At 66.3% G+C, this 21,583-nt stretch carries 23 protein-coding genes; 5 read left to right on the top strand and 18 right to left on the bottom strand.

Translation table 11 applies throughout. The annotated features are described in order from the left end of the window. Nucleotides 1-25: 25 nt before the first annotated feature. The 13 genes from CH251_RS18330 to CH251_RS18270 form a co-directional block, all read right to left on the bottom strand. Nucleotides 26-301 (bottom strand): acylphosphatase, encoded by a 276-nt coding sequence (locus CH251_RS18330; RefSeq protein ID WP_094614371.1) that lies wholly within the window; start codon nt 299-301, stop codon nt 26-28. Then, the gene (locus CH251_RS18325) at nt 298-1,197 is read right to left on the bottom strand and encodes an SMP-30/gluconolactonase/LRE family protein (protein WP_256979155.1); all 900 of its coding nucleotides are present in this window, start codon (nt 1,195-1,197) and stop codon (nt 298-300) included. Before CH251_RS18325 ends, CH251_RS18330 begins: the two co-directional genes overlap by 4 nt. Next, a complete protein-coding gene (locus tag CH251_RS18320; RefSeq protein WP_094614370.1) occupies nt 1,197-1,625 on the bottom strand; it encodes an OsmC family protein in 429 nt (142 codons plus the stop codon). Before CH251_RS18320 ends, CH251_RS18325 begins: the two co-directional genes overlap by 1 nt. Nucleotides 1,626-1,682: 57 nt before the next feature. Continuing rightward, complete coding sequence (gene mutM, locus CH251_RS18315) at nt 1,683-2,549, bottom strand: bifunctional DNA-formamidopyrimidine glycosylase/DNA-(apurinic or apyrimidinic site) lyase (RefSeq protein ID WP_094614369.1); 867 nt, start codon at nt 2,547-2,549, stop codon at nt 1,683-1,685. Further along, on the bottom strand, nt 2,549-3,331 hold the full coding sequence (gene rnc, locus CH251_RS18310; RefSeq protein ID WP_094614368.1) for a ribonuclease III: 783 nt from the start codon (nt 3,329-3,331) through the stop codon (nt 2,549-2,551). Before rnc ends, mutM begins: the two co-directional genes overlap by 1 nt. A gap of 26 nt (nt 3,332-3,357) precedes the next feature. Next, complete coding sequence (gene rpmF / locus CH251_RS18305; protein WP_032397784.1) at nt 3,358-3,540, bottom strand: 50S ribosomal protein L32; 183 nt, start codon at nt 3,538-3,540, stop codon at nt 3,358-3,360. Continuing rightward, a complete protein-coding gene (locus CH251_RS18300; RefSeq protein ID WP_179273384.1) occupies nt 3,541-4,149 on the bottom strand; it encodes a DUF177 domain-containing protein in 609 nt (202 codons plus the stop codon). It lies immediately after the preceding gene. 91 nt (nt 4,150-4,240) lie between these two features. Further along, nucleotides 4,241-5,032, bottom strand: a complete 792-nt coding sequence (locus CH251_RS18295; protein ID WP_094614367.1) for a DivIVA domain-containing protein — start codon at nt 5,030-5,032, stop codon at nt 4,241-4,243. A gap of 119 nt (nt 5,033-5,151) precedes the next feature. Next, nucleotides 5,152-5,640, bottom strand: coding sequence for a pantetheine-phosphate adenylyltransferase (coaD, locus tag CH251_RS18290; RefSeq protein WP_094614366.1), 489 nt, complete (start codon nt 5,638-5,640; stop codon nt 5,152-5,154). A gap of 13 nt (nt 5,641-5,653) precedes the next feature. Then, a complete protein-coding gene (rsmD, locus tag CH251_RS18285; protein ID WP_094614365.1) occupies nt 5,654-6,229 on the bottom strand; it encodes a 16S rRNA (guanine(966)-N(2))-methyltransferase RsmD in 576 nt (191 codons plus the stop codon). Then, entirely contained in the window at nt 6,226-9,642 is a 3,417-nt protein-coding gene (locus tag CH251_RS18280; protein WP_094614364.1) for a pyruvate carboxylase, read from the bottom strand. The genes rsmD and CH251_RS18280 overlap by 4 nt, the downstream gene beginning before the upstream one ends. Before the next feature lie 105 nt (nt 9,643-9,747). After that, entirely contained in the window at nt 9,748-12,024 is a 2,277-nt protein-coding gene (gene recG, locus CH251_RS18275; protein ID WP_094614363.1) for an ATP-dependent DNA helicase RecG, read from the bottom strand. 13 nt (nt 12,025-12,037) lie between these two features. After that, on the bottom strand, nt 12,038-13,744 hold the full coding sequence (locus CH251_RS18270) for a DAK2 domain-containing protein (protein WP_094614362.1): 1,707 nt from the start codon (nt 13,742-13,744) through the stop codon (nt 12,038-12,040). Nucleotides 13,745-13,990: 246 nt separating this feature from the next. Here CH251_RS18270 and rpmB point away from each other — a divergent pair, with 246 nt between their 5' ends. Both rpmB and CH251_RS18260 read left to right on the top strand, forming a co-directional pair. Next, on the top strand, nt 13,991-14,182 hold the full coding sequence (gene rpmB / locus CH251_RS18265; protein ID WP_008717389.1) for a 50S ribosomal protein L28: 192 nt from the start codon (nt 13,991-13,993) through the stop codon (nt 14,180-14,182). Nucleotides 14,183-14,313: 131 nt separating this feature from the next. Beyond that, nucleotides 14,314-15,108 carry an enoyl-CoA hydratase/isomerase family protein gene (locus CH251_RS18260; RefSeq protein ID WP_094614361.1) on the top strand — a complete coding sequence of 265 codons (795 nt, stop codon included), beginning with the start codon at nt 14,314-14,316 and terminating at the stop codon, nt 15,106-15,108. 5 nt (nt 15,109-15,113) lie between these two features. On the opposite strand, the gene CH251_RS18255 is transcribed toward CH251_RS18260, so the two are convergent. The 3 genes from CH251_RS18255 to CH251_RS18245 are packed head-to-tail and all read right to left on the bottom strand — an operon-like array spanning nt 15,114 to nt 17,355. Beyond that, nucleotides 15,114-15,806 (bottom strand): uracil-DNA glycosylase, encoded by a 693-nt coding sequence (locus tag CH251_RS18255; RefSeq protein WP_032397775.1) that lies wholly within the window; start codon nt 15,804-15,806, stop codon nt 15,114-15,116. Beyond that, nucleotides 15,803-16,327, bottom strand: a complete 525-nt coding sequence (locus CH251_RS18250) for a gamma carbonic anhydrase family protein (protein ID WP_045195621.1) — start codon at nt 16,325-16,327, stop codon at nt 15,803-15,805. Before CH251_RS18250 ends, CH251_RS18255 begins: the two co-directional genes overlap by 4 nt. A gap of 38 nt (nt 16,328-16,365) precedes the next feature. Beyond that, nucleotides 16,366-17,355: a thiamine-phosphate kinase gene (locus CH251_RS18245; RefSeq protein WP_306436849.1), complete on the bottom strand. Its 990-nt coding sequence runs from the start codon at nt 17,353-17,355 to the stop codon at nt 16,366-16,368. 191 nt (nt 17,356-17,546) lie between these two features. Between CH251_RS18245 and CH251_RS18240 the strand changes: the two genes are divergently transcribed. Both CH251_RS18240 and CH251_RS18235 read left to right on the top strand, forming a co-directional pair. Continuing rightward, entirely contained in the window at nt 17,547-17,795 is a 249-nt protein-coding gene (locus CH251_RS18240) for an Lrp/AsnC ligand binding domain-containing protein (RefSeq protein WP_094614359.1), read from the top strand. 45 nt (nt 17,796-17,840) lie between these two features. After that, a complete protein-coding gene (locus CH251_RS18235) occupies nt 17,841-18,404 on the top strand; it encodes a DUF3515 domain-containing protein (RefSeq protein ID WP_256979172.1) in 564 nt (187 codons plus the stop codon). Between the two features lie 18 nt (nt 18,405-18,422). Here CH251_RS18235 and CH251_RS18230 read toward each other — a convergent pair whose 3' ends face one another. Both CH251_RS18230 and CH251_RS18225 read right to left on the bottom strand, forming a co-directional pair. Then, nucleotides 18,423-19,529 carry a D-alanine--D-alanine ligase family protein gene (locus CH251_RS18230; RefSeq protein WP_256979153.1) on the bottom strand — a complete coding sequence of 369 codons (1,107 nt, stop codon included), beginning with the start codon at nt 19,527-19,529 and terminating at the stop codon, nt 18,423-18,425. Nucleotides 19,530-19,602: 73 nt separating this feature from the next. After that, nucleotides 19,603-20,601, bottom strand: a complete 999-nt coding sequence (locus CH251_RS18225; protein ID WP_094614356.1) for an NAD(P)H-dependent glycerol-3-phosphate dehydrogenase — start codon at nt 20,599-20,601, stop codon at nt 19,603-19,605. 103 nt (nt 20,602-20,704) lie between these two features. Between CH251_RS18225 and cofC the strand changes: the two genes are divergently transcribed. After that, nucleotides 20,705-21,499, top strand: a complete 795-nt coding sequence (gene cofC, locus CH251_RS18220; RefSeq protein ID WP_373454969.1) for a 2-phospho-L-lactate guanylyltransferase — start codon at nt 20,705-20,707, stop codon at nt 21,497-21,499. Nucleotides 21,500-21,583 lie beyond the last annotated feature (84 nt).

Genomic DNA, 21,583 nt, shown 5'->3' with positions numbered 1-21,583 from the left:
GCGCCGAGCCTCCCGCAACGGACGGTCAGCGTTCGACGAAGCCCGTCAGATCTCCGCGGGCGGTGTCCCAACTCTCCACGACGAGGGTGACCGTGCCCGGGGTCCGATCGCCTCGAAGCAGGGCGAGAAGCGCCTCGAGACGCTCACGCGGGCCCTCCGCTATCACCAGAACTCGTCCGTCCGCGTGATTGGTCGCGTGACCGACGAGTCCGAGTTCGAGTGCGCGCGAGCGAGTCCACCACCGAAACCCGACGCCCTGAACGAGCCCGTGCACCCACGCCGTCAACCGTTCGTCGTTCACGAGCGAGCCAACTTTCGGACGGTTCCGTCGAAACTGGTGGCGTACAAGGCTGTCTCGTCGAATCCGGTCCCGCCGAAGGCGACCGACGACGTCAGCGGAACAGCGGTGGCTATCACGCACGACGCGCCGGATTCCGGGTCGATACGGACCACTCTGCCGGCGAGATTCTGTGCGAGATAGACCGTTCCGTCGTCGCCGACGGTCAGGTCGTCCGACATCGCCAGCGGTCCGACACCGTCGATGCGAATGCGCGTGGACGGTCCGGACGGATTCTCCTCGTCGAGCACGGTGAGCGTCGTCTCGAGATCGAACGTGTTGGCCACGTAGATCTTTCCGTTGCCGATGCCGATGCCATTGGCCGATCCCAGGTCGGTACGCACCGTCGACACCGAACCGTCGACCGCAACGCGCGTCAGGCCCGGGAGGCTGCCCAGATTGCGGGTGGTGAACAGATCACCGGTCTCCGATCGCTCCAGCCCGTTGGGCATCGCCAGGCCGGACGCGTACGTCGACCGAACCCCGGTGCCGAGATCGATCGTGTCGACGGTGCCGGTTCGGGTATCGAGAAGCCCTGCGGCAGCACTGTTTCCGGTCGTGAAGAACAGAGTGTCTCCGTCCCGAACCAGTCCTCCCGGCGACTCGACGTCGGCTACGAGTGTGCCCCGGTCACCGTTGGGTGCCACGGTACGCAGCGCGCCTGGCCCGATGGGAGAGGTCTCGGACACGATCATCGAACCACGTCCGTCGAACTCGAGATTCTCGAGCATCCCGAATCCCGACGCCACCGTGCTCACCGACCACGGAGTGCAGCTGCTCGACGCGTCCGCCGTGGGAGCCAGGGCGGTCGCCGCGCCGAGGAGCAGGCCCGTGACGACGACGGCTGCCCTGGCTTTCATCAGGCGTCCACGTCGATGTCCAGGTTGATTGTCGTACCGGCCTTCAGGGTCCGCCCGACGGTGCACACCTTGTCGATGGCGCGCTCGACGACCGTGAGCAGACGCTCCTGCGCTTCGGGATCCATCGCGCTGAGATCGACTCGGAGAATCTCGTTCAATTCCGGATACCGCTCGTTCTCGCGATCGGCGGCCCCGGACACCTCGACGGTGGCGGAGTAGTCGTCACCCAGTCGACGTGAGAGGGGTAGGTCCGAGCTCATGCCGGTGCAGGCGGCCAGTGCGATTTTCAGCAGCTCGCCGGGGGTGAAGACGCCCTCCACCGACTCCGACCCGATGAGTACTTCGGCTCCTCGGGAGCTGCGGCCGGTGTAGCGACGGGTGCCTGTGCGCTCGACCCAGAGGTTGGTCGGCGTGCTCTGTTCTGCCATGACGGAAATACTAGGCGGGCTGTTCAGGAGTTGAACCCGCGGAATGACCTGGCGCTGTCAGCCGCGCATGTGTCGGGGTCGCGGCTGGCAGGTGGGGCAGCTGAACGAGCTGCGGTTCATGAACTTCTCGCGTCTGATCGGGGCTCCGCATCGCGAGCAGGGCAGGCCCTCCTGACCGTAGGCGTCGAGGGAGCGATCGAAGTAGCCGGATTGTCCGTTGACGTTCACGTACAGCGCGTCGAACGAAGTTCCGCCCTGCGCCAGTGCCTCGCCCATCACCGCGTGCACGGCGGTGAGAAGGCGCCGCAGCGCCGGCCGCGTCAGAGTCTCCGCGATTCGATTGCCGTGGATCTTCGCGCGCCACAGCGCCTCGTCGGCGTAGATGTTGCCCACGCCCGAGAGCACCGTCTGATCGAGCAGTGCACGCTTGATCTCGGTGTGCTTGCCGCGCAAGACGTTCACCACCGATTCGGCGTCGAACAGTGGATCGATCGGGTCGCGGGCGATGTGTGCGACCGGTTCGGGTACCTCGGTGCCGTCCACGGTGACGATCGGGGCGAGCGCCCAGCCGCCGAACGTGCGTTGATCGACGAAGCGCAGATCGGTGCCGTCGTCGAGTCGGGCCCGGATCCGCAGGTGCTTCTCGTCCGGGGCCGACGGCGGTTGCACCAGCATCTGTCCGCTCATACCCAGGTGTACGACGGTGGCGAATTCGCCTGGTTCCATCACCAGCCACAGGTACTTACCGCGCCGCCGAGCCGAGGAAACACGCTGACCGCGTAGCTGGCCGATCAGATCGAGGCCACCGAGATCGTGACGCCGCACGGCGCGGGGGTGCAGCACTTCCACCGACCGCATCGTCCTGCCGACGACATGAGATTCCAGACCGAGCCGGACGACCTCGACCTCGGGCAGTTCCGGCATCAGGATTCGTCGGTTGCCGACTCGGCAGGAATGGCAGTGTCGTTGTTCGACAGCGTGTTCCACGCCAGACTGGCAGCCTTCTGTTCGGCTTCTTTCTTCGACCGACCGATACCGACGCCGCGCGGGAACCCGCCGACCAACACGGTCGCGGTGAATTCCTTGTCGTGATCGGGCCCGGTGGACGAGATCTCGTATGCGGGAACGCCGAGTGCACGTTCGGCGGTCAGTTCCTGCAGGCTCGTCTTCCAGTCCAGCCCTGCACCGAGCTTGGGAGCTCGATCGAGAAGGCCTGCGAACAGCGTCAGAACAACGGTGCGCGCAACGTCGATGCCGTGCTGGAGGTGGATTGCACCCAGTAGCGACTCCATGCCGTCGGCAAGGATGCTCGGCTTGTCGCGTCCACCGGTCTGTTCCTCGCCTTTGCCCAACAGCAGGTGGCGACCCAGGCCGCCGTCACCGAGACCGCGTGCGACCTCCGCCAAGGCATGCATGTTCACCACGCTCGCCCTGATCTTGGCCAGCTGGCCCTCGGACTTGGTGGGGTGCACCGCATAGAGGTGCTCGGTCACCGCAAGACCGAGGACGGAATCGCCCAGGAACTCGAGACGCTCGTTGGTGGGCAGCCCACCGTGTTCGTACGCGAACGACCGGTGCGTCAGAGCCAACGTCAGCAGCGGTTCGGCCACGGAGACACCGATAGCGGCGAGGAGCGACTCTCGGTCGTCCCCGCCGCTGGCGGCAGTGGAGCTATTCTTCTGCGAACCGCTGTTGTGCCGGTCCACTACTTCGTTTGTCACGTAAGCGGAAATCAGACCGCTGCGACGACCTGGCGGCCCTTGTAGGTGCCACACGAGGGGCACGCGATGTGGGGCAGAGTCTTCTCGCCGCAACCGCGGTTGGGGCACGTCACGAGGGTGGGCGCAGTGGTTTTCCACTGTGCACGACGCGACCTCGTGTTGGAACGCGACATTTTGCGCTTCGGGACAGCCACTTACTTCTCCTCGGCTTCGTTGTTCACAAGTTCTGTGCTCGGTTCTGGATCCACGCCAAATTTGGCTGCAAGACCAGCCCAGCGAGGATCAATTGTATCGTGACTGTGGCCGGATTCAGCAATCGCCAGGCGAACGCCGCATTCTGGGCACAATCCCTCGCACTCGTCGCTGCAAACGGGATGGAGTGGAAGCTCCAGACCGACCGCGTCGACAATGACGGGTTCGAGATCTATCAGGTCGTCGACGATGCGGTGAATCTCGTCCGCATCGGTGGTCTCCTCGGTGATGCTGTTCGGGTAAGCGAACAACTCGGTCAAGTAGACGTCGACGTTGCCAGCGACCGGGTCGAGGCAGCGTGTGCACTCCCCGGCCGTGGCTGCTCGTACGGAGCCGGTGACGAGAACGCCCTCCGAGACCGCCTGCAACTGCAGATCGAGCGAGACCGGAACACCGGCTTCGATGGCTATGGCATCGAGGCCGATTCGGGAAGGAGCCGGAACCGTCCGCTCGACGGCCTTCGTCGACCCTGGTCGACGACCGAGGTTGAGAATGTCCAGAACGAATCCGTCGTCCAATTCCGGACGGGTCGTTCTCTTGGGCGGGGGCACGGCTGTTCTTCCTTACTGTCGGAATGCCTACTGTCGGTAAGCAACCCCACAACGATACGCATACGCGCATACGAGGGCAAATCGCTGCCGTTCAGTGGCGGCTGCGACGTCCCTGCTCCGGGCTCCCGTACGGGGATTCACCGTACGGCTCGCTACCGTATTCCGGCACACCCGAACCGGTTCGCAGCTGCTGACGCCCACGGCCGACCGAACGAATCGTGCCGCTGAGGAACTCCTCGAACTCTGCAAGCTTGGTGTCGACGTAGACGTCACATTCGCTGCGCATCCGATCGGATTCGGCGTGAGCGCTGTCGATCACCCGAGCCGACTCGGCGTGGGCCGCCTGAACGACCTCGGTTTCCGACACGAGACGGTTCTGCTCGGCTGTACCGTCCGCGACCGACCGTTCGTACGACGCCGTTCCGGACTCGATCATCCGATCGGCCTCGGTGCGGGCCCGAACGGTCAGAGCCTCGTACTCGCGCTGGCCTTCGAGCACGGTTCGCTCGGCCTCCGCCTCGGCATCGGCCACGAGCTGGTCGGCGTGCGCCGACGCCTCGGACACCATGCGATCCGCCTGAGCTTTCGCGTCGGCGAGAATGCGATCGGCCGAATCCCGGGCGTTCTCGACCGTGTCCTGGGCCTCGGCATTGGCGGTACCGACCGTCTTCTCCGCAGTGGCCCTGGCATCGCCGACGAGCTTGTCGCGATGATCCAGTACGTCCTGAGCGTCGTCCAGCTCGCCGGGGATGGCGTCACGGACGTCGTCGAGCAGTTCCAGGACATCGCCGCGAGGGACGACGCACCCGGCAGTCATCGGAACGCCGCGCGCCTCCTCGACAATGGCGACGAGCTCGTCGAGCGCCTCGAATACGCGGTACACCGGTTACCCCAATCGTCGAATCTGCCACTGCGCGGTCTTCACTCGCAGTGCTGCGCTGTTCAGTCTGCCCGCCGACGCGTGCGTCTGCGCTATACCGGCTCGGTGTGTCGCTCCTCGAACTACTCTGCCGTCCGCTCGGCGATACGGGTCAGCAGGCGGTCCTGAACGAAGGGCGGCAGCATGCCGGTGACGTCGCCCCCGAAGGTCGCGACCTCCTTGATCAACGAACTCGACAGAAAGCTGTGCGCGGGATTCGCCGGGAGAAACAGCGTGTCCACACCGGTCAACGTTCTGTTCATCTGCGCCATTTGCAATTCGTAATCGAAGTCGTTGGCACTGCGCAGACCTTTGACGATCGCCGAAAAGCCTTCTTGCCGAGCGTAATCGACCAACAGTCCGTACCACGAACCAATCCTGACGTTGGGCAGATGCTCCGTGGCGACCTCGAGCATCTCGATCCGCTCGTCGATGCTGAACATGCCCTTCTTGCTCTTGTTCACCATCACCGTCACCACCACCTCGTCGAAGGCGGCGGCGGCCCGCTCGAAGATGTCGAGGTGACCGTTGGTCACCGGGTCGAAGGATCCAGGGCAGAGTGCGCCAGTCATGTCCGCGAACCTATCAGCCGATCCCGGGCTCGCTCGTTACTCGTGACGCGATCTCGATCCGACTCTCGCCGTACTTCTTCGACTTCTCCGGGACCAGTCCGGTCGGCCATCGGGTCTCCGGCGAACGCGACGACCGCTCGAGGACGACGATCGCATCGGGGGTGAGCCATCCCCCGGTGACGAGTCTGTCCAACAGACCGGCAACAGCAGTGTCGGTGACGGCGTACGGCGGGTCGGCCAACACCAGGTCGTACGCCGCATCCGCAGCCCCGGCCAGCACGGAGGCCACCGGAGCGCACCGGACCGAGGCACCGGGCAACCCCACCGACTCGATGTTCTTTCGCACCACCGCCGCCGCTCGGGCATCGGATTCGACCAGCACCGCCGACGACGCTCCACGCGAGAGCGCCTCCAGCCCCAGTGCTCCCGATCCCGCGAACAGATCCAGCACCGCGGCACCACCGAGTTCCATCCGACTCTCCAGCGAGCTGAACAGCGCTTCGCGAACTCGCTCGGAGGTGGGCCGGGTGCCCTGGCCGGGGACCGACAATCGCCGACCGCCCGCGACACCCGCCACGATCCGCGTCATTCGCTGCCGGCCTCTTCGCCCGTCGACCCCCCACCGATGACGACGAGCAGATCGCCGCCCTCCACCTGCTGCACACCCGAGATCGCCAACCGAGTCACGGTGCCGCCGCGAGGAGCGGTGATCGCGGCCTCCATCTTCATCGCCTCGATCGTGGCGACGGTGTCTCCGGCCGAGATCTTCTGTCCCTCTTCGACGGAGAGCGTCACCACACCGGCGAACGGTGCCGGGATGTGACCGGAATTCGATCGATCCGCCTTCTCGACCGTGGGGGCCTCGCTCGAGATGGATCGGTCGCGCACCGACACCGGCCGCAACTGTCCGTTGAGAATGCACATCACGGTGCGCATGCCACGTTCGTCGGGGTCGGAGATGGCCTCGAGCCCGATCAACAGTTCGACGCCCTTCTCCAGTGCCACCCGATGCTCCTCGCCCTGCCGCAGGCCGTAGAAGAACTGATTGGCCGACAGCCGAGTCGTATCGCCGTACTTCTCGCGGTGAGCAGCGAGTTCGGCTGTGGGACCGGGGAACAGCAGACGGTTGAGAGTCTCGCGGCGCTGAGCCGAGGTGCCGTCGAGGTTCTTCTCGTCCTCCTCGGTGAGCGGTGTCACCGGCTTGCCCTCGCCGCGACCCTCCAGCAACTTCGTCCGCAACGGTTCGGGCCATCCGCCCGCGGGCGTGCCCAGATCGCCGCGCAGGAATCCGATCACCGAATCGGGGATGTCGTAGCGGCCGGGATTCTCGGCGAATTCCTCGGCGGACGCGCCTGCACCGACCAGCGCCAGAGCCAGGTCGCCGACGACCTTCGAGCTCGGCGTCACCTTGGTCAAACGGCCCAACATGCGGTCCGCAGCAGCGTAATTGGCCTCGACGGTCTCGAACCGATCACCGAGCCCGAGCGAAATGGCCTGCTGCCGTAGGTTCGAGAGCTGTCCGCCGGGGATCTCGTGGGTGTAGACGCGGCCCGTCGGTGCCGGCAGCCCGGACTCGAACGGCGCGTACACCTTTCGTACGGCTTCCCAGTACGGCTCCAGGTCGCAGACGGCCTGCAGATTCAGACCGGTGTCGCGCTCGGTGTGCGCGGCAGCCGCGACGATCGCCGACAACGCAGGCTGGCTGGTGGTACCTGCCATCGCCGCGCTGGCACCGTCGACCGCGTCCGCCCCGGCCTCCCAGGCCGCGAGGTACGTCGCGAGCTGTCCACCGGGTGTGTCGTGGGTGTGTACGTGCACGGGCAGATCGAAGTTCGAGCGCAGTGCCGTCACCAGCGTCTTGGCTGCGGGTGCACGGAGCAGTCCTGCCATGTCCTTGATGGCGAGCACGTGCGCGCCTGCGTCGACTATCTGCTCGGCCAACTTCAGGTAGTAGTCGAGGGTGTAGAGGTTCTCGTTCGGGTTCGACAGATCTCCCGTGTAGCTCAGTGCCACCTCGGCGAGCGCCGTGCCGGTCTCGCGCACGGCATCGATCGCCGGACGCATCTGATCGACATTGTTGAGCGCGTCGAAGATACGGAAGATGTCGATGCCGGTGTCGGTGGCCTCGGCGACGAAGCTGCGGGTCACCTTCTCCGGGTACGGGGTGTAGCCGACGGTGTTCCTGCCGCGCAACAACATCTGAATGGCGATGTTGGGCACGGCCTCTCGCAGGCTGGCCAATCGCTCCCATGGATCCTCGTGCAGGAATCGCAGTGCCACGTCGTAGGTGGCGCCGCCCCACGCCTCGATGGAGAGCAGCTGCGGCGTCGTGCGCGCTACGTACGGAGCGACTCCGAGCAGTCCGCTCGTCCTCACGCGCGTCGCCAGCAACGACTGATGCGCGTCGCGGAACGTGGTGTCGGTGACGCCGAGCGCTTTCTGGTTGCGCAGATCGCGGGCGAAGCCTTCGGGTCCGAGCGCGAGCAGACGCTGCCTCGAACCATCGGGAATCGGAGCTGCGAAGTCCACCGCGGGGAGCTTGTCGTGCGGGTACACCGGGGACGGACGTTCGCCGTGCGGCTTGTTGACCGTCACATCGGCCAGGTAGGCGAGAATCTTCGTGCCGCGGTCGCCCGAGGATCGCGAGGTGAGCAGTTCGGGGCGCTCCTCGATGAACGAGGTGGTGACGCGGCCCGCGGTGAAGTCGGGATCGACCAGAACCGCTTGCAGGAACGGGATGTTCGTGGCGACACCGCGAATCCTGAACTCCGCCAACGCTCGTCGGGCACGAGCCACGGCGGTGTCGAAGTCACGGCCGCGGCAGGTGAGCTTGACGAGCATGGAGTCGAAGTAGGCACCGACCTCGGCACCCAGCGTGGTTCCGCCGTCGAGGCGTACGCCGGCACCGCCCGGCGTGCGGTAGGCGGTGATGCGTCCGACGTCCGGCCGGAATCCGTTCGCCGGATCCTCGGTGGTGATGCGGCACTGCAGGGCCGCACCGCGCAGCACGATGTTCTCCTGCTGCAGACCCAGATCCGCGAGCGTCTCCCCCGAGGCGATCCGCAGCTGGGACTGCACCAGATCCACATCGGTCACCTCTTCGGTGACGGTGTGCTCCACCTGGATTCGCGGATTCATCTCGATGAACACGTGATTGCCACGGGTGTCGAGCAGGAACTCGACGGTACCGGCACACGAATAGCCGATCTGCTTCGCGAACGCCACGGCGTCGGCGCAGATCTTCTCCCGCAACCCCTCGGGCAGATTCGGAGCCGGAGCGAGCTCGATGACCTTCTGATGCCGACGCTGCACGCTGCAGTCTCGCTCGAACAGGTGCACCACGTTGCCCTGGCCGTCGGCGAGAATCTGAACCTCGATGTGCCGGGGATCGATCACAGCTTGCTCGAGGAACACGGTCGGATCACCGAAGGCCGACTCCGCCTCGCGCGCAGCAGCTTCGATGGATTCACGCAGCTGCTCGGGCTCGGCCACTCGGCGCATACCGCGACCGCCACCGCCGGCGACGGCCTTGACGAACAGCGGGAACGTCATCGACTCGGACTCGGCGACGAGCGCGTCCACATCGGACGACGGTTCCGACGACGCCAGCACCGGAAGTCCTGCCGCCTTGGCTGCCGCGATCGCGCGGGCCTTGTTGCCGGTCAGTTCGAGCACATCGGCGGACGGGCCGACGAAGGTGATGCCTGCCTCGGCGCACGCTGCGGCCAGATCCGGGTTCTCGGAAAGGAATCCGTACCCGGGGTATACCGCGTCCGCACCGCTGCGCTTGGCAGCGGCGACGATCTCGTCGACCGAGAGATAGGCGCGAACGGGATGGCCCTTCTCCCCGATCTGATACGCCTCGTCGGCCTTCGTCCGGTGCACCGAGTTCCGGTCCTCGAACGGGAACACGGCAACGGTCGAGGCCCCGAGTTCGTAGGAGGCGCGGAAGGCGCGAATAGCGATTTCACCGCGGTTGGCAACCAAAACTTTGGAGAACATTGGCTCAACTTACCCGGCAGCGTCGGCCACCGAGGCGTACTGATCTCATCATGCGGGACGATGTGCTCGATTTCCTCCACTGAAACGGTGCAGTGAGTCCCTACGTCAGGACTTCTGCAAATAATCGACTCGATCCGATCGCCAAGCCGAACGCATCATCGACGCGATGCCGGGATCGTTCGCCAGCGACGGGTCCCGCGCGAACAGTGACCGTGCGCAGTCCTGCGCGTCGGCGATGATGTCCTCGTCGTCGATGAACGAGAGCAGCCGCAAGCCGCTGACGGTGCCCGACTGTGCAGCACCGAGAACGTCGCCCTCGCGACGAGTCGCCAGATCCAGCTTGGCCAACTCGAAACCGTCGTTGGTCGCGGCCACCGCCTCGAGCCGGGCGAAGGAGCCGCCGGCGGGGCTGAGATAGCTGATCATGATGCACAGGCCCTGGTGCCCGCCTCGGCCGATCCGGCCTCGCAACTGATGCAGTTGGCTCACCCCGAAACGGTCCGCATCCATGATGACCATGACCGTCGCGTTGGGAACGTCCACTCCCACTTCGACCACCGTGGTGCAGACCAGGACGTCGATCTCGCCGGAGTTGAACTCGGACATGGTGATGTCCTTGTCGTCTCCCGACAGTCGTCCGTGCAGCAGCCCCACGCGCAGATCGTGCATCGGTCCGGTGGAGAGCGTCTCGTACAGGTCCACCGCAGCCGTCGTCTCGGGGCCGTCCTCCGAGCTCGCGCTCTTCTTCTTCGCAGCGCTCTTCTTCCCGGTCTCCGTGTCCTCGTCGTCGCCGATGCGGGAGCACACCACGTAGGCCTGGCGACCGGCTGCCACTTCTTCGTGAATACGCTGCCACGCTCGGTCCACCCAGCCCGGTTTGCTCCTGGCAGGCACCACGTTGCTGACGATGGGCGATCGACCGCGGGGAAGTTCGGTCAGCACCGACGTCTCGAGGTCGCCGAGGGTCGACATCGCGATGGTCCGCGGAATAGGAGTCGCGGTCATCACCAGCAGGTGCGGACTGGTGTTGTCGCGAGCCTTGGCGCGCAACGCATCTCGCTGCTCGACGCCGAACCTGTGCTGTTCGTCGACGACGACCATCGCGAGATCGAGGAATTCGACGCGGTCCTCGATCAGGGCGTGGGTACCGATCAGGATGCCCGCGTCACCGGTGACGGCATCGAGCAGCGCGGACCGCTTTGCCGCGGTGGACATCGAGCCGGTCAACAGGGCGACCTTGGTCGCCAGCTCGTGCGATCCGAGCTCGCCGCCGGCCGCGAGGCTCCCGAGCATCGACCGAATCGAGCGCGCGTGCTGTGAGGCGAGAACCTCCGTCGGTGCGAGCAACGCACACTGATGCCCGGCATCGATCACCTGCAGCATCGCCCGCAGCGCAACGATCGTCTTGCCCGAGCCGACCTCACCCTGCAACAGCCGCGACATCGGATGCGGTGCCGACAGATCGTGGGCGATCTCGGCTGCGACCTGGTGCTGGCCGGCCGTCAACTCGAACGGCAGACGTCGATCGAACTCCGCGGCGATACCGTCGGTGATCGGTGGGCATCGCGCTGCCAACCGGGTGGACGCGTCTCGTCGGCGGTCGGCGAGGACGAGCTGAACGGCGAGCGCCTCGTCGAACTTCAACCGCTCGCGCGCGGAGTCCTTGTCCTGTGCGGTATCCGGGAAATGGACCGACCGCAGCGCGGTGTCGATGTCGACGAGACCGCGCTGCGCTCGTACCGACTCGGGCAGCGGATCGACCACGTCGTCGAGTCGGTCGAGCACCTGCCGAACGCAGCGCATGAAGGTCCAGCTCTCGACGTCCTTCGCGGCCGGGTAGATGGGCACGAACGCACGATCGAACACCGACATGTCGACGGCTCCCGAAGAATCGACCGAGCCACGGGCGAGTCCGGCCAGGGTGCCGCCGCCGACGATTCTTCCTGCGGGCACGACGGCACCGTCGTTGTCGTCTCCGCCGAGAATCACGTAGCTGGGGTGGGTGAGATTCCAGCGCTTGCCGAAGTACTTGACCTTCCCCGAGAACATTCCTCGGCGACCGGGTACCAGGACGTGCTTGAGCTTGTGCGGACTGAAGAAGGTGGCGTCGATCCGCTGTCCGTCGGCGGCGAGTGTCACTGCGAGGAACTGCCCGTTGCGGTTCTTCATCGAACGCAGCGTCGCGGACTCGACCGTGGCGACGATGGTGATGTGCTCGCCCTCGGGCGGCTCCTTCTCCCCCAGCTCCGAACCGTGCGTCATGTAACGGTGCGGATAGTGCCGAAGCAGTTCCTCGACGGTGTGAATACCGAAGACGTCCGCCAGCGGCGTCGCCGCCGCGGCTCCGAGGACGTCATCGAGCCGGTCCACCAGCGTTGCCATTGTCCGAGATTCCCTATTCCACTCCGAATTGCACGAGATCCCCCGGCTGCCCACCTGTATAGACCACCACGTCGACTCCGGGATGTGCGCCCGACACGTACTCCGCCAACCGATCACCGAAGTCATCCGACGCCTGGGCCCCGACGAGCACCGTCACCAGCTCCCCTCCGGTGGCCAGGAGCTGATCGAGCAACCGACACCCGGCATCGAGCGGACGAGCGGCGACGATCACCACCTCCTGCCCTGCGAGCCCGATGCAGTCGCCAGGCTCGCACGTACCGACCCACGTCAGCGATCGCTCCTGTGCGATACGCAGAGAACCCCACCTCGTTCCCGCCGCGGCCTCGGACATCGTGAACGCGTCGTCGACTGCGGCCCGGGCGGCATCGTGCACCGCGAGCGCGGCCAAACCCTGCACCATCGCCGAGCACGGCAACATGACCACGTCTTTGCCGTCCGCTCGGGCAGCTGCGCCGACGGCAACGAGTTCCTGCGCCGACAACGCGCCGTTCGGCAGCACCAACACCTCGCGATGCTTCATCCCGACGATCGCTCGATGCAGCACCGATGAGTCGATCGCCTCGTCGCACCGCACCACCGTCGCGCCTTCCTGAACGTAGAGATCCGCAGCACCGTCACCGGCCACCAGCGCCAAAATATCGCGACCCACCGACAACGCTGCTGCGTCGTGCTCTTCGGGGCGCACGGATCCGGCGAGCTCGGCCAGACCGAAACACGAGATACGCACTCCGCGAACATCTCCGGCAGCGATCCCGCGATCGACGGCACCACCGGGGTCGGTGGTGTGTACGTGCGCGGACCAGGCCCCGGAACCGTCACCGGCGACCACGACCGAATCTCCGATGTCGGCAAGGGCCCGGCGAAGCTCCGCCGCCCCCGCGTCGTCCATGCCGTGCACGACGTAGACCACCTCGTACCCGAGGGGGCGAGGTGACCCGTATCCCGACACCGACTCGGGTGCACCGCCGCAGTCCGACGAGACGGTCGACGCATCGCCGACCGTCCGGCGTTCGTGCTCGTGTGGGCGACGGTATCGCCGACGCGGCGGAGTGCGGCCGATCACCACCTCCACGAACGCATCGACGATCACCGAGAGACCGAGAGCTCCTGCGTCCACGACACCCGCTTCCCGGAGTTCGGCGAGTTGGTCCGTCGTGCTGTCGACAGCGCGAGCGGTGGCCTCGGCGATGTCGACCACCAGCGAGGAAAGGCTGACATTGGCATCGTGGGCCGAGGCCTCGCGATCGGCGGCGGCCAGAACGGTGAGCATCGTGCCCTCGACGGGAACGCTGACCGCGCCCGCGACCAGGACTCTCGCTCGACGCAACATCGCCTGAATCGACACCGTGTCCAGGGGGCCGTCCGCTGCGGCCTCGGCTACGGCGCGCAACAGCTGGGACACGATCACTCCCGAGTTGCCTCGCGCACCCGCGACCGCCCCCACGGCCAGTGCCCGCCCGATGGTGCGGGCGTCCGCAGTGGGCCCCGCCGCGCGCATCGATTCCACCGCGGCGCGGAAGGTGAACATGAGGTTGGTGCCGGTGTCCGAGTCGGGAATGGGGAACACGTTGAGTGCATTGATCTCGTCGCACCGCGCGGTGAGGGAATCGACGCAGTGGTAGGCCCACCGTCGCAGGGCCGCGGCATCGATCGATTCGAGAACGTCGACCACCTCGGCCAGCCTCCCCCCGCGTCGCATCCGCCTCGTCCGAACTCCCTCGCGGACAGTGCCCGAAGCTTAGTCGGGCATGATCGGTGGTGCGCCCTCCGTGAGCCCTCACGCAGCGTCTGCCGTGGCGGTTTGGTGATTGCGTGCGGCGCCGCTATTCTTGCAGGGTTGCCTCGAGGCGATCTTCACGCATTGCAATCCTTGCATCTGCTCGTAGTTCGTTTCGATGTCTTCGACCACATGTATCGATCAACATCTATCAAGGAGTTCGCGACTATGGCTGCCGTCTGCGACGTATGCGCCAAGGGGCCCGGCTTCGGTAAGTCGGTCTCGCACTCGCACCGACGGACCAACCGTCGTTGGAACCCGAATATCCAGACCGTTCACGCTCAGGTTGCGCCTGGTAACTCCAAGCGCATGAACGTGTGCACCTCCTGCTTGAAGGCAGGCAAGGTGGTCCGGGGCTGATTTCGGCCTCGCTCTTCGTTTTCCTCCACGGCGTTCCTCGCGTGCGAGATCTGTGCCCCGCCCCCGTACTCGGAGGCGGGGCACAGTCGTCGGTGCAGTCGAACACTTGGACGTCCATTAGAGTTCCGAGCGTGAGCGATTCGGATGATTACAGCCCCAGCAAGGTCAGCATCGAGGACGGCGTATTGCGCATCGTCGTAGCCACCGAGGCCGGCGGTGCCTCGCTCGACCTCGACGGCATCGACGGCGGCACGGCGGCACTGCGATCCGTCAACGCCGGCACCACCGCTATCGGAAGCGTGCTCCTCATCGGCCGCGGTCCCAACTTCTGCGCAGGCGGAAACGTCCGTGACTTCGCCGGAGCCGAAGACCGCGGCGCATTCGTCGGATCGGTCGCCGACACGTTCCATGCATTCGTCCGCGAACTGGCCGCCGTCACCGTCCCGGTCGTCGCCGGTGTTCACGGCTGGGCGGCCGGGGCAGGCATGAGTCTGGTCTGTCTCACCGACATCGCCATCGGCGGACCGTCGACCAAACTGCGCCCCGCGTACCCCTCGATCGGATTCACTCCGGACGGGGGAATGTCCTGGACACTCCCCCGCATCGTCGGTTCGGGCCGCGCGATGGACATTCTTCTGGGTGACTCGATCATCAACGGAGAGGACGCCGTTCGCCTCGGAATCCTCAGCCGGCTGGTGGGCGACGATATCGTCGACAGTGAGGCCGAGCGCCTCGCTCGAACCCTTGCCAACGGACCGACATCTGCGTACCAGGGCATCAAGAGACTGCTCGGAACCTCCGAATCAGCCACTCTGACAGAACAATTGGACGCCGAAGCTGCCTCGATATCGGCCGCTGCGTCGTCACCTGCCGGACGTGAAGGCGTCGACGCGTTCGTCGAGAAGCGTCGTCCCGACTTCTCCTGAACCGGTCACGGCAGCGTCCAGTCGATCGGTTCGTCTCCGCCCTCGACCAATAGTTCGTTGACGCGGCTGAAGGGCTTGGATCCGAAGAACCCGCGTGAGGCGGACAGCGGTGACGGATGAGCGGATTCGATGAAGGGCACCGATCCGAGCATCGGCTTCAGGGTTGCCGCGTCACGTCCCCAGAGAACTGCCACCAGTCCGGGCGCATCGGGGTTCTCCGCTCGGGCGACCAGTGCCCGAATCGCCTGCTCCGTCACCGCTTCCCACCCCTTCTTACGGTGTGACGCCGCCTGCGACGGTTCGACGGTGAGCACCCTGTTGAGCAGCATCACCCCTTGCTCCGACCAGGGCGTGAGATCGCCGGTGCTCGGCGTGGGCAGGCCCAGGTCGTCCGAGTACTCCTTGAAGATGTTGCTCAGACTCCGCGGTACGGGTCGCACGTCGGGCGCGACCGAAAAGCTCAGGCCCACTGCATGTCCCGGCGTGGGATACGGATCCTGACCGACGATGAGCACGCGAACCCGATCGAAGGGGTAGCGAAAAGCACGCAGCACGTTCTCACCCGCGGGCAGGTAGTGTCGTCCCGCGGCGAGCTCGGCTCGCAGGAAGTCGCCCATCGCAGCGACATTCGTCTCGACCGGAGCGAGGGCAGCCGCCCAGCCCGACTCGACGCTCTCGGAGAGCGGCCGAGGCGTCACCGATCGATCCGGCGCAGCGCGTCACGGTAGTACGCGGCGTTGGCCGAGTACATCTGCACGTTGATGTCGACATGCCCCTCGGGAACCTGGTAGCCCTCGCGGATCTTGGCGGGTACGCCGAGCGCCATGGAACGTTCGGGAACGACGAATTTGAACGGCACCACCGCGCCCGCGCCGACGATCGAGCCCGCCCCGATCTTCGATCCGTTCAGTACGACCGAGCCCGACGCGATGAGGCAGTTGTCCCCGATGGTCGCACCCTCGACGTGCGCATTGTGGCCCAGTACGCACCCGGATCCGATGACCGTTGCGTCGATCGGGGTGCAGTGCACCACGGTTCCGTCCTGCACGTTGGTGCCCTCGCCGATCGAGATGGTGCCGTAGTCGGCCCGCAAGACTGCAGTGGGCCACACCGACGATCCGGCAGCCAAGGTCACCGCTCCGATGACGACGGCGTCGGGATGGACGTAGGCGTCGGGGTGGATGTCGGGTTCGCGATCACCGAGCGCATAGATAGCCATCTCTGCAACTTAGCCGACTCGATCGACCCGCCCCGCGTTCACTCGCTCTCGAAACTCGACCATCCCGATCTACCCGCGTGGACTTCTCCGCCGACCGTCACGCGACCCGCCTGCTCACCGTCTTCGCGCTCGACGCGGCCGATCACCGTCCATCCCCGGGGAACGGCGGCGGCGTCGGGGAACGTGCCGACGAGAGCGTGATCCTCCCCTCCGGTGAGGACCCAGTCCAGCGGATCGTGCCCCATCAGCGTTGCTGCCGACCGCACTTCGAGGGGGATGTCCAACAGGTCGGGGTCGACATCCAGCAGCACGCCCGATGCGTCGGCGATGTGGCCGAGATCGGCCAGGAGCCCGTCGGAGACGTCGGTGAGCGAGGTCGCTCCCGCCTCTGCGGCGTCGATGCCGGCGCAATACGGAGGGACAGGCACTCGGTGCGCGTCCAGCACGGCGTCGTGTCCGGTTCTGTCCCTGTCACCGAGCAGGAGGGCCAGTCCGGCCGCGGACCAGCCGAGCCGTCCCGCGTACGCGATCACATCGCCTGCACACGCTCCCGATCGAAGAACCGGGGCCCGACCCTGAAGATCGCCGAGCGCGGTGATCGAGATCACCAGCTCCGGCGATTGCACCACATCGCCGCCGACGACGGCCGATCCGGCAGCAACTGCCTCGAGCCACATGCCCTCGTTGAGACCGTCGGTCACGCTCACCGGCGTGTCGGCCGGGCATCCGAGAGAGACGAGAAAGCCCGAGCACTGGGCACCCATTGCGGCGATGTCCGCGCCGTTCTGCGCGATCGCCTTGCGGCCGATCTGTATCGGACTCGACCAGTCCAGCCGAAAGTGCCTGCCGTGCACCAACATGTCGGTGGACGCGGCGATTCGACCGTCGGACGCGGCGACGACGGCTGCGTCGTCGCCCGGCCCGACGATGGTCGACGGTGGCTGCTCGCGGTCTGCGATGGCGCGGGCGATCACGTCGAATTCGCCGACCTGCGCGACGGTGCGCTCGCCGCCGGTGGCCGAGTCGATGACGGTGTCGTCGATGATGTTCCTCCCTGAGAACGCGGTGCGTGCGCGACGGTCTCACGCGGAGCGAGCGCCGCGCCTGCGGTACCTTTTAGCGGCGGTCGGGACAGCACCGATGCAGCAGGTTACGTGCGAAGAGAACGTAGTCGACTCAACCTACAGTCGAGAAGTCCGGCAGGGGAAAGGGACCACCGATGGTGCAAGCATTCGTTCTCGTTCAGACCGAGGTCGGCCGTGCGACGGCCGTCGCACAGCAGATCGAGGCCGTCGACGGTGTCGTGTCGGCGGAGGCAGTGGTCGGGCCCTACGACGTGATCGCGCGCGCCGACGGTGCCTCCGACGCCCAGATCGCCGAGATCGTCGCCCGCATCCAGAAGGTCGATGCCATCACTCGCACCCTCACCTGCCCGGTGGCCCCGCAGTCGACGACGTCCGTCGGATAGCTCGTGAGTTCACCCGACACCGGCAACGACGCCGGCACCGAAGACATCTCGGCCGAGACCGAGGCCACTCGCGAGCAGCGCCATCCCGCGGTCATCGCCACCGCGATCGCGCTACCGGTCGCGCTGGTGGTCGGAGTTCTGGTGGCCGCCATCGCGGTCAACCGCTCACCCGTCCAGGATCCGGTGGCGCTTGGCCCGGTCGACTCCCCCGATGCCGCGAGTGCGCAGTGCACGTCCCTGCTCGACGCCTTGCCCGAGAACCTCGGCGATTACACGAGAGCCGAGCTGGCCGACCCGGCCCCGGCCGGAGTCCGCGCGTGGGTCTCGGCCGAGGAGAACGCCGAGCCGGTCGTGTTGCGCTGCGGACTGCCCCGGCCGATCGGGTTCGATGTGGCTGCGCCGCTACAGGTGATCAACGGCGTTCAATGGTTCGAGGTCTCCGGTGCAGACGACGGGATCGACGCCAGCACGTGGTTCGTCGTCGATCGCGGCGTGTACGTTGCCCTGACGATTCCGGGCGACTCGGGCCCCACCCCGTTGCAGGACGCGTCCTCGGCCGTGTCCGACGCGCTGCCCCAACAGCCTCTCGATCCGGCTCCGTTGCAGTAGCGCTGGGGCGCAACAGCTCTAACGCAAACCGGTACCGCGGGCGAGAGCGGTGTCGATCAGGGTGGCGATGAGACTCGGGTAGTCGACGCCGGATTCCGCCCACATCTTGGGGTACATCGAGATCGACGTGAACCCGGGCATCGTGTTGATCTCGTTGATGACCGGACCGTGCTCGGTGACGAAGAAATCCACTCGCGCCAGACCCTGGCAGTCCAACGCGCGGAAGGCGGCGACGGCGAGTTCCCGAATGCGGTCGCTCGTGGCGTCGTCGAGGGCAGCCGGGATGTCGAACTCACTGACATCGTCGAGGTACTTGGTGTCGAAGTCGTAGAAGGCATGATCGTCGATGTCCGCGTCGGGAATTCGGATCTCGGCGATGGCGCTCGCGCGGACGGTGCCGTCGGGAAATTCGAGCACTCCGCACTCGACCTCGCGGCCGTGGATCATGCCTTCGACGATGACCTTGGGGTCGTGTTCGCGTGCGACGGCGATCGCGGTGGGGAGTTGGTCCCACGCGGTGATGCGCGAGATTCCGATGGACGATCCGCCTCGGGCCGGTTTGACGAATGCGGGCAGGCCGATTCGGTCACGCTCGGCGGCCGTCAGGTCGTCGACGGCGCGTCGGAGTACCACCTGACGACCGATCGGCAATCCTTCGGCACCGAGCAACTTCTTGGTGAATTCCTTGTCCATCCCCGCAGCGCTGGCCAGCACACCCGGCCCGACGTACGGAACACCTGCCATCTCGAGCAGTCCCTGCAGGGTGCCGTCCTCGCCGTACGGTCCGTGCAGAACCGGGAACACGACGTCGACGGATGCGAGCACCTTCCCGCCTTCCCCCTCGCCGAGGGCGAGTAGAGCGCCGGCATGGCCCGGGTTCGTACTGAGAGCAAGCGCTGGGCCGGTCTTGTCCACGGTCGGCAGTATCCGATCGTGAATCGTCAGCGCGTCGATGTCGGAGGAGCCGAGTACCCAGGCACCGTCCGCGGTGATTCCCACCGGGACCACCTCGTACTTGGCCGGATCGAGGTTCTGCAGCACGCTACCTGCCGATACACAGGACACAGCGTGCTCGCTGCTGCGGCCCCCGAAGACGACGGCAACTTTGATGCGGGGAGTACTCACGATGAGAAACCGTACCGCCGCGGGTCGTCGAACGCGGATTCGCCCTGTTCGTCGCGAGACCGCGATCACTGCCTCACTCGGGCTTGATACGACGTCCCAGCAGGTGCCCGACCGCATCCGGTACGGACATGCCGCCGTGACAGACGCGATGCACGGCGTCGGTCAGCGGCATCTCGACGTCGTAGCTCTCGGCGAGCGCACGCACCGAGGTACAGGACTTGACGCCCTCGGCAACCTGCCCGTGCGCTGCTTCCTGCGCACTCTCGAGGGAGCCTCCCGAACCCAGGCGTTCTCCGAAGGTGCGATTGCGCGAGAGGGGTGACGAGCAGGTGGCGACCAGGTCGCCCACGCCGGCCAGGCCCGACAGCGTCGACGGCTTGGCACCGAGGGCTACTCCGAGGCGGATGATCTCGGCCAGACCCCTGGTCATGATCGACGCGAGGGTGTTCTCGCCGTAGCCGACGCCTGCGGCCATCCCGCAGGCGAGCGCGATGACGTTCTTGCAGGCACCACCGATCTCGGCACCGATGACATCACTGTTGGTGTAGGGCCGGAAATATCCGGTGGCACAGGACTTCTGAATCTCGAGGGCCCGCTGGGAGTCGGAGCACGCGATGACGGTCGCGGCGGGCTGACCCTCGGCGATCGGGCGGGCAAGGTTGGGCCCGGACAGGCACGCGACCCGGCTGGGATCCGCACCGGTGACCTGAGCGATCACCTGGCTCATCCGCATGAGTGTTCCGGTCTCGATTCCCTTCGCCAGGGAGAGCAACGTCGCGTGGGGCGGGATGGAGTCGGTCCACGCCCCCAGATTGGCCCGCAGACTCTGCGACGGCACGGCCAGCACCACGATGTCGGCTCCGTCGAGTGCACGGACGGGGTCACTCGTCGCGCGGATCGACGACGGCAGTTCGATTCCCGAAAGGTAGTCCTTGTTCTCGTGGTCGTCGGTGATGGAAGCAGCGAGTTCCTCGCGGCGGGCCCACATGGTGACGTCCGTTCCGGCATCGGCCAACACCTTGGCGAATGCGGTCCCCCACGAACCCGACCCCAATACCGCTGCTCTGCTCATTCCGCCAACCCCTCGCCTACTTCGCCGATGCCCTGTCCACGCGCGCATCACCCTAACTCGCAGACCTGCTCGGGCGGTCGGAGTCGGCACAGATCCGAAGGCGCTGGCAGGATCGAGCACCATGGGTGCATCACGAGACGACGACGTCGACCGGGCGGGCGCAGCGCCGAGCCCTGCCCACCGCGACGTCAGGGTTCTCATCGCGGTGAAGGATCTCACCGCGGCGAAGTCGCGCTTGGCTGCGGAGTTCTCGGCACCCGACCGGACGCGATTGGTTCTCGCGATGCTCAGCGACACCGTGGCGGCCGCAGACGCGGTGTCGGTGGTCGATTCGGTCACGGTGGTCACCCCGGATCCTCTGGTCGCGGAGACCGCCCGCAGAATCGGTGCACGAGTCTTCGACGAACCGGTCCGCGATCCTGCACTGCGACCGGACGAACGCCTCAATCACGCGTTCGCATCCGCGGCGCACGTACTGCGTCACGGCCAGGTAGGCGCGGACGTCCGTGGGGGCGAGACCGTCACCGCGGGCCGCGTCGACATCATCGCGTTGCAAGCAGACCTTCCGGCGATGCGTTCGGCAGAACTCGCCCAGGCCTACAGCTACGCTCGACGTGGAGGCAGATCGGTCGTGGTCGACCATCACGGCACGGGAACCGCGGCCCTCATCCTCAAGGACTCCCCCGACGAGCTGGAGCCACTGTTCGGACGAGGCTCCGCACGCCGCCACACCGATTCGGGCGCACAGGAACTCGACGGCGCGTGGCCCGGTCTTCGTCTGGACGTCGACACCGCCGACGACGTCCGTCGAGCGCACCGTCTCGGAGTCGGACCGGCGACGGCGGCCGTCCTCCACTCGCTCGGGTGGAGTGACGAGGCATCTGCGACGACTGCATGACGGTGCGTGCCGCCACGGCAGTCGAGTGATCGCCGACCCGAGTTCGGCCATCGGAGTTTCACCGACGCCGGGTATGGGGGATGA

Source organism: Rhodococcus sp. 06-462-5 (assembly GCF_002258315.1).
Taxonomy (GTDB): Bacteria; Actinomycetota; Actinomycetes; order Mycobacteriales; family Mycobacteriaceae; genus Rhodococcoides.
This window is presented reverse-complemented; position numbering and strand designations above follow the sequence as displayed.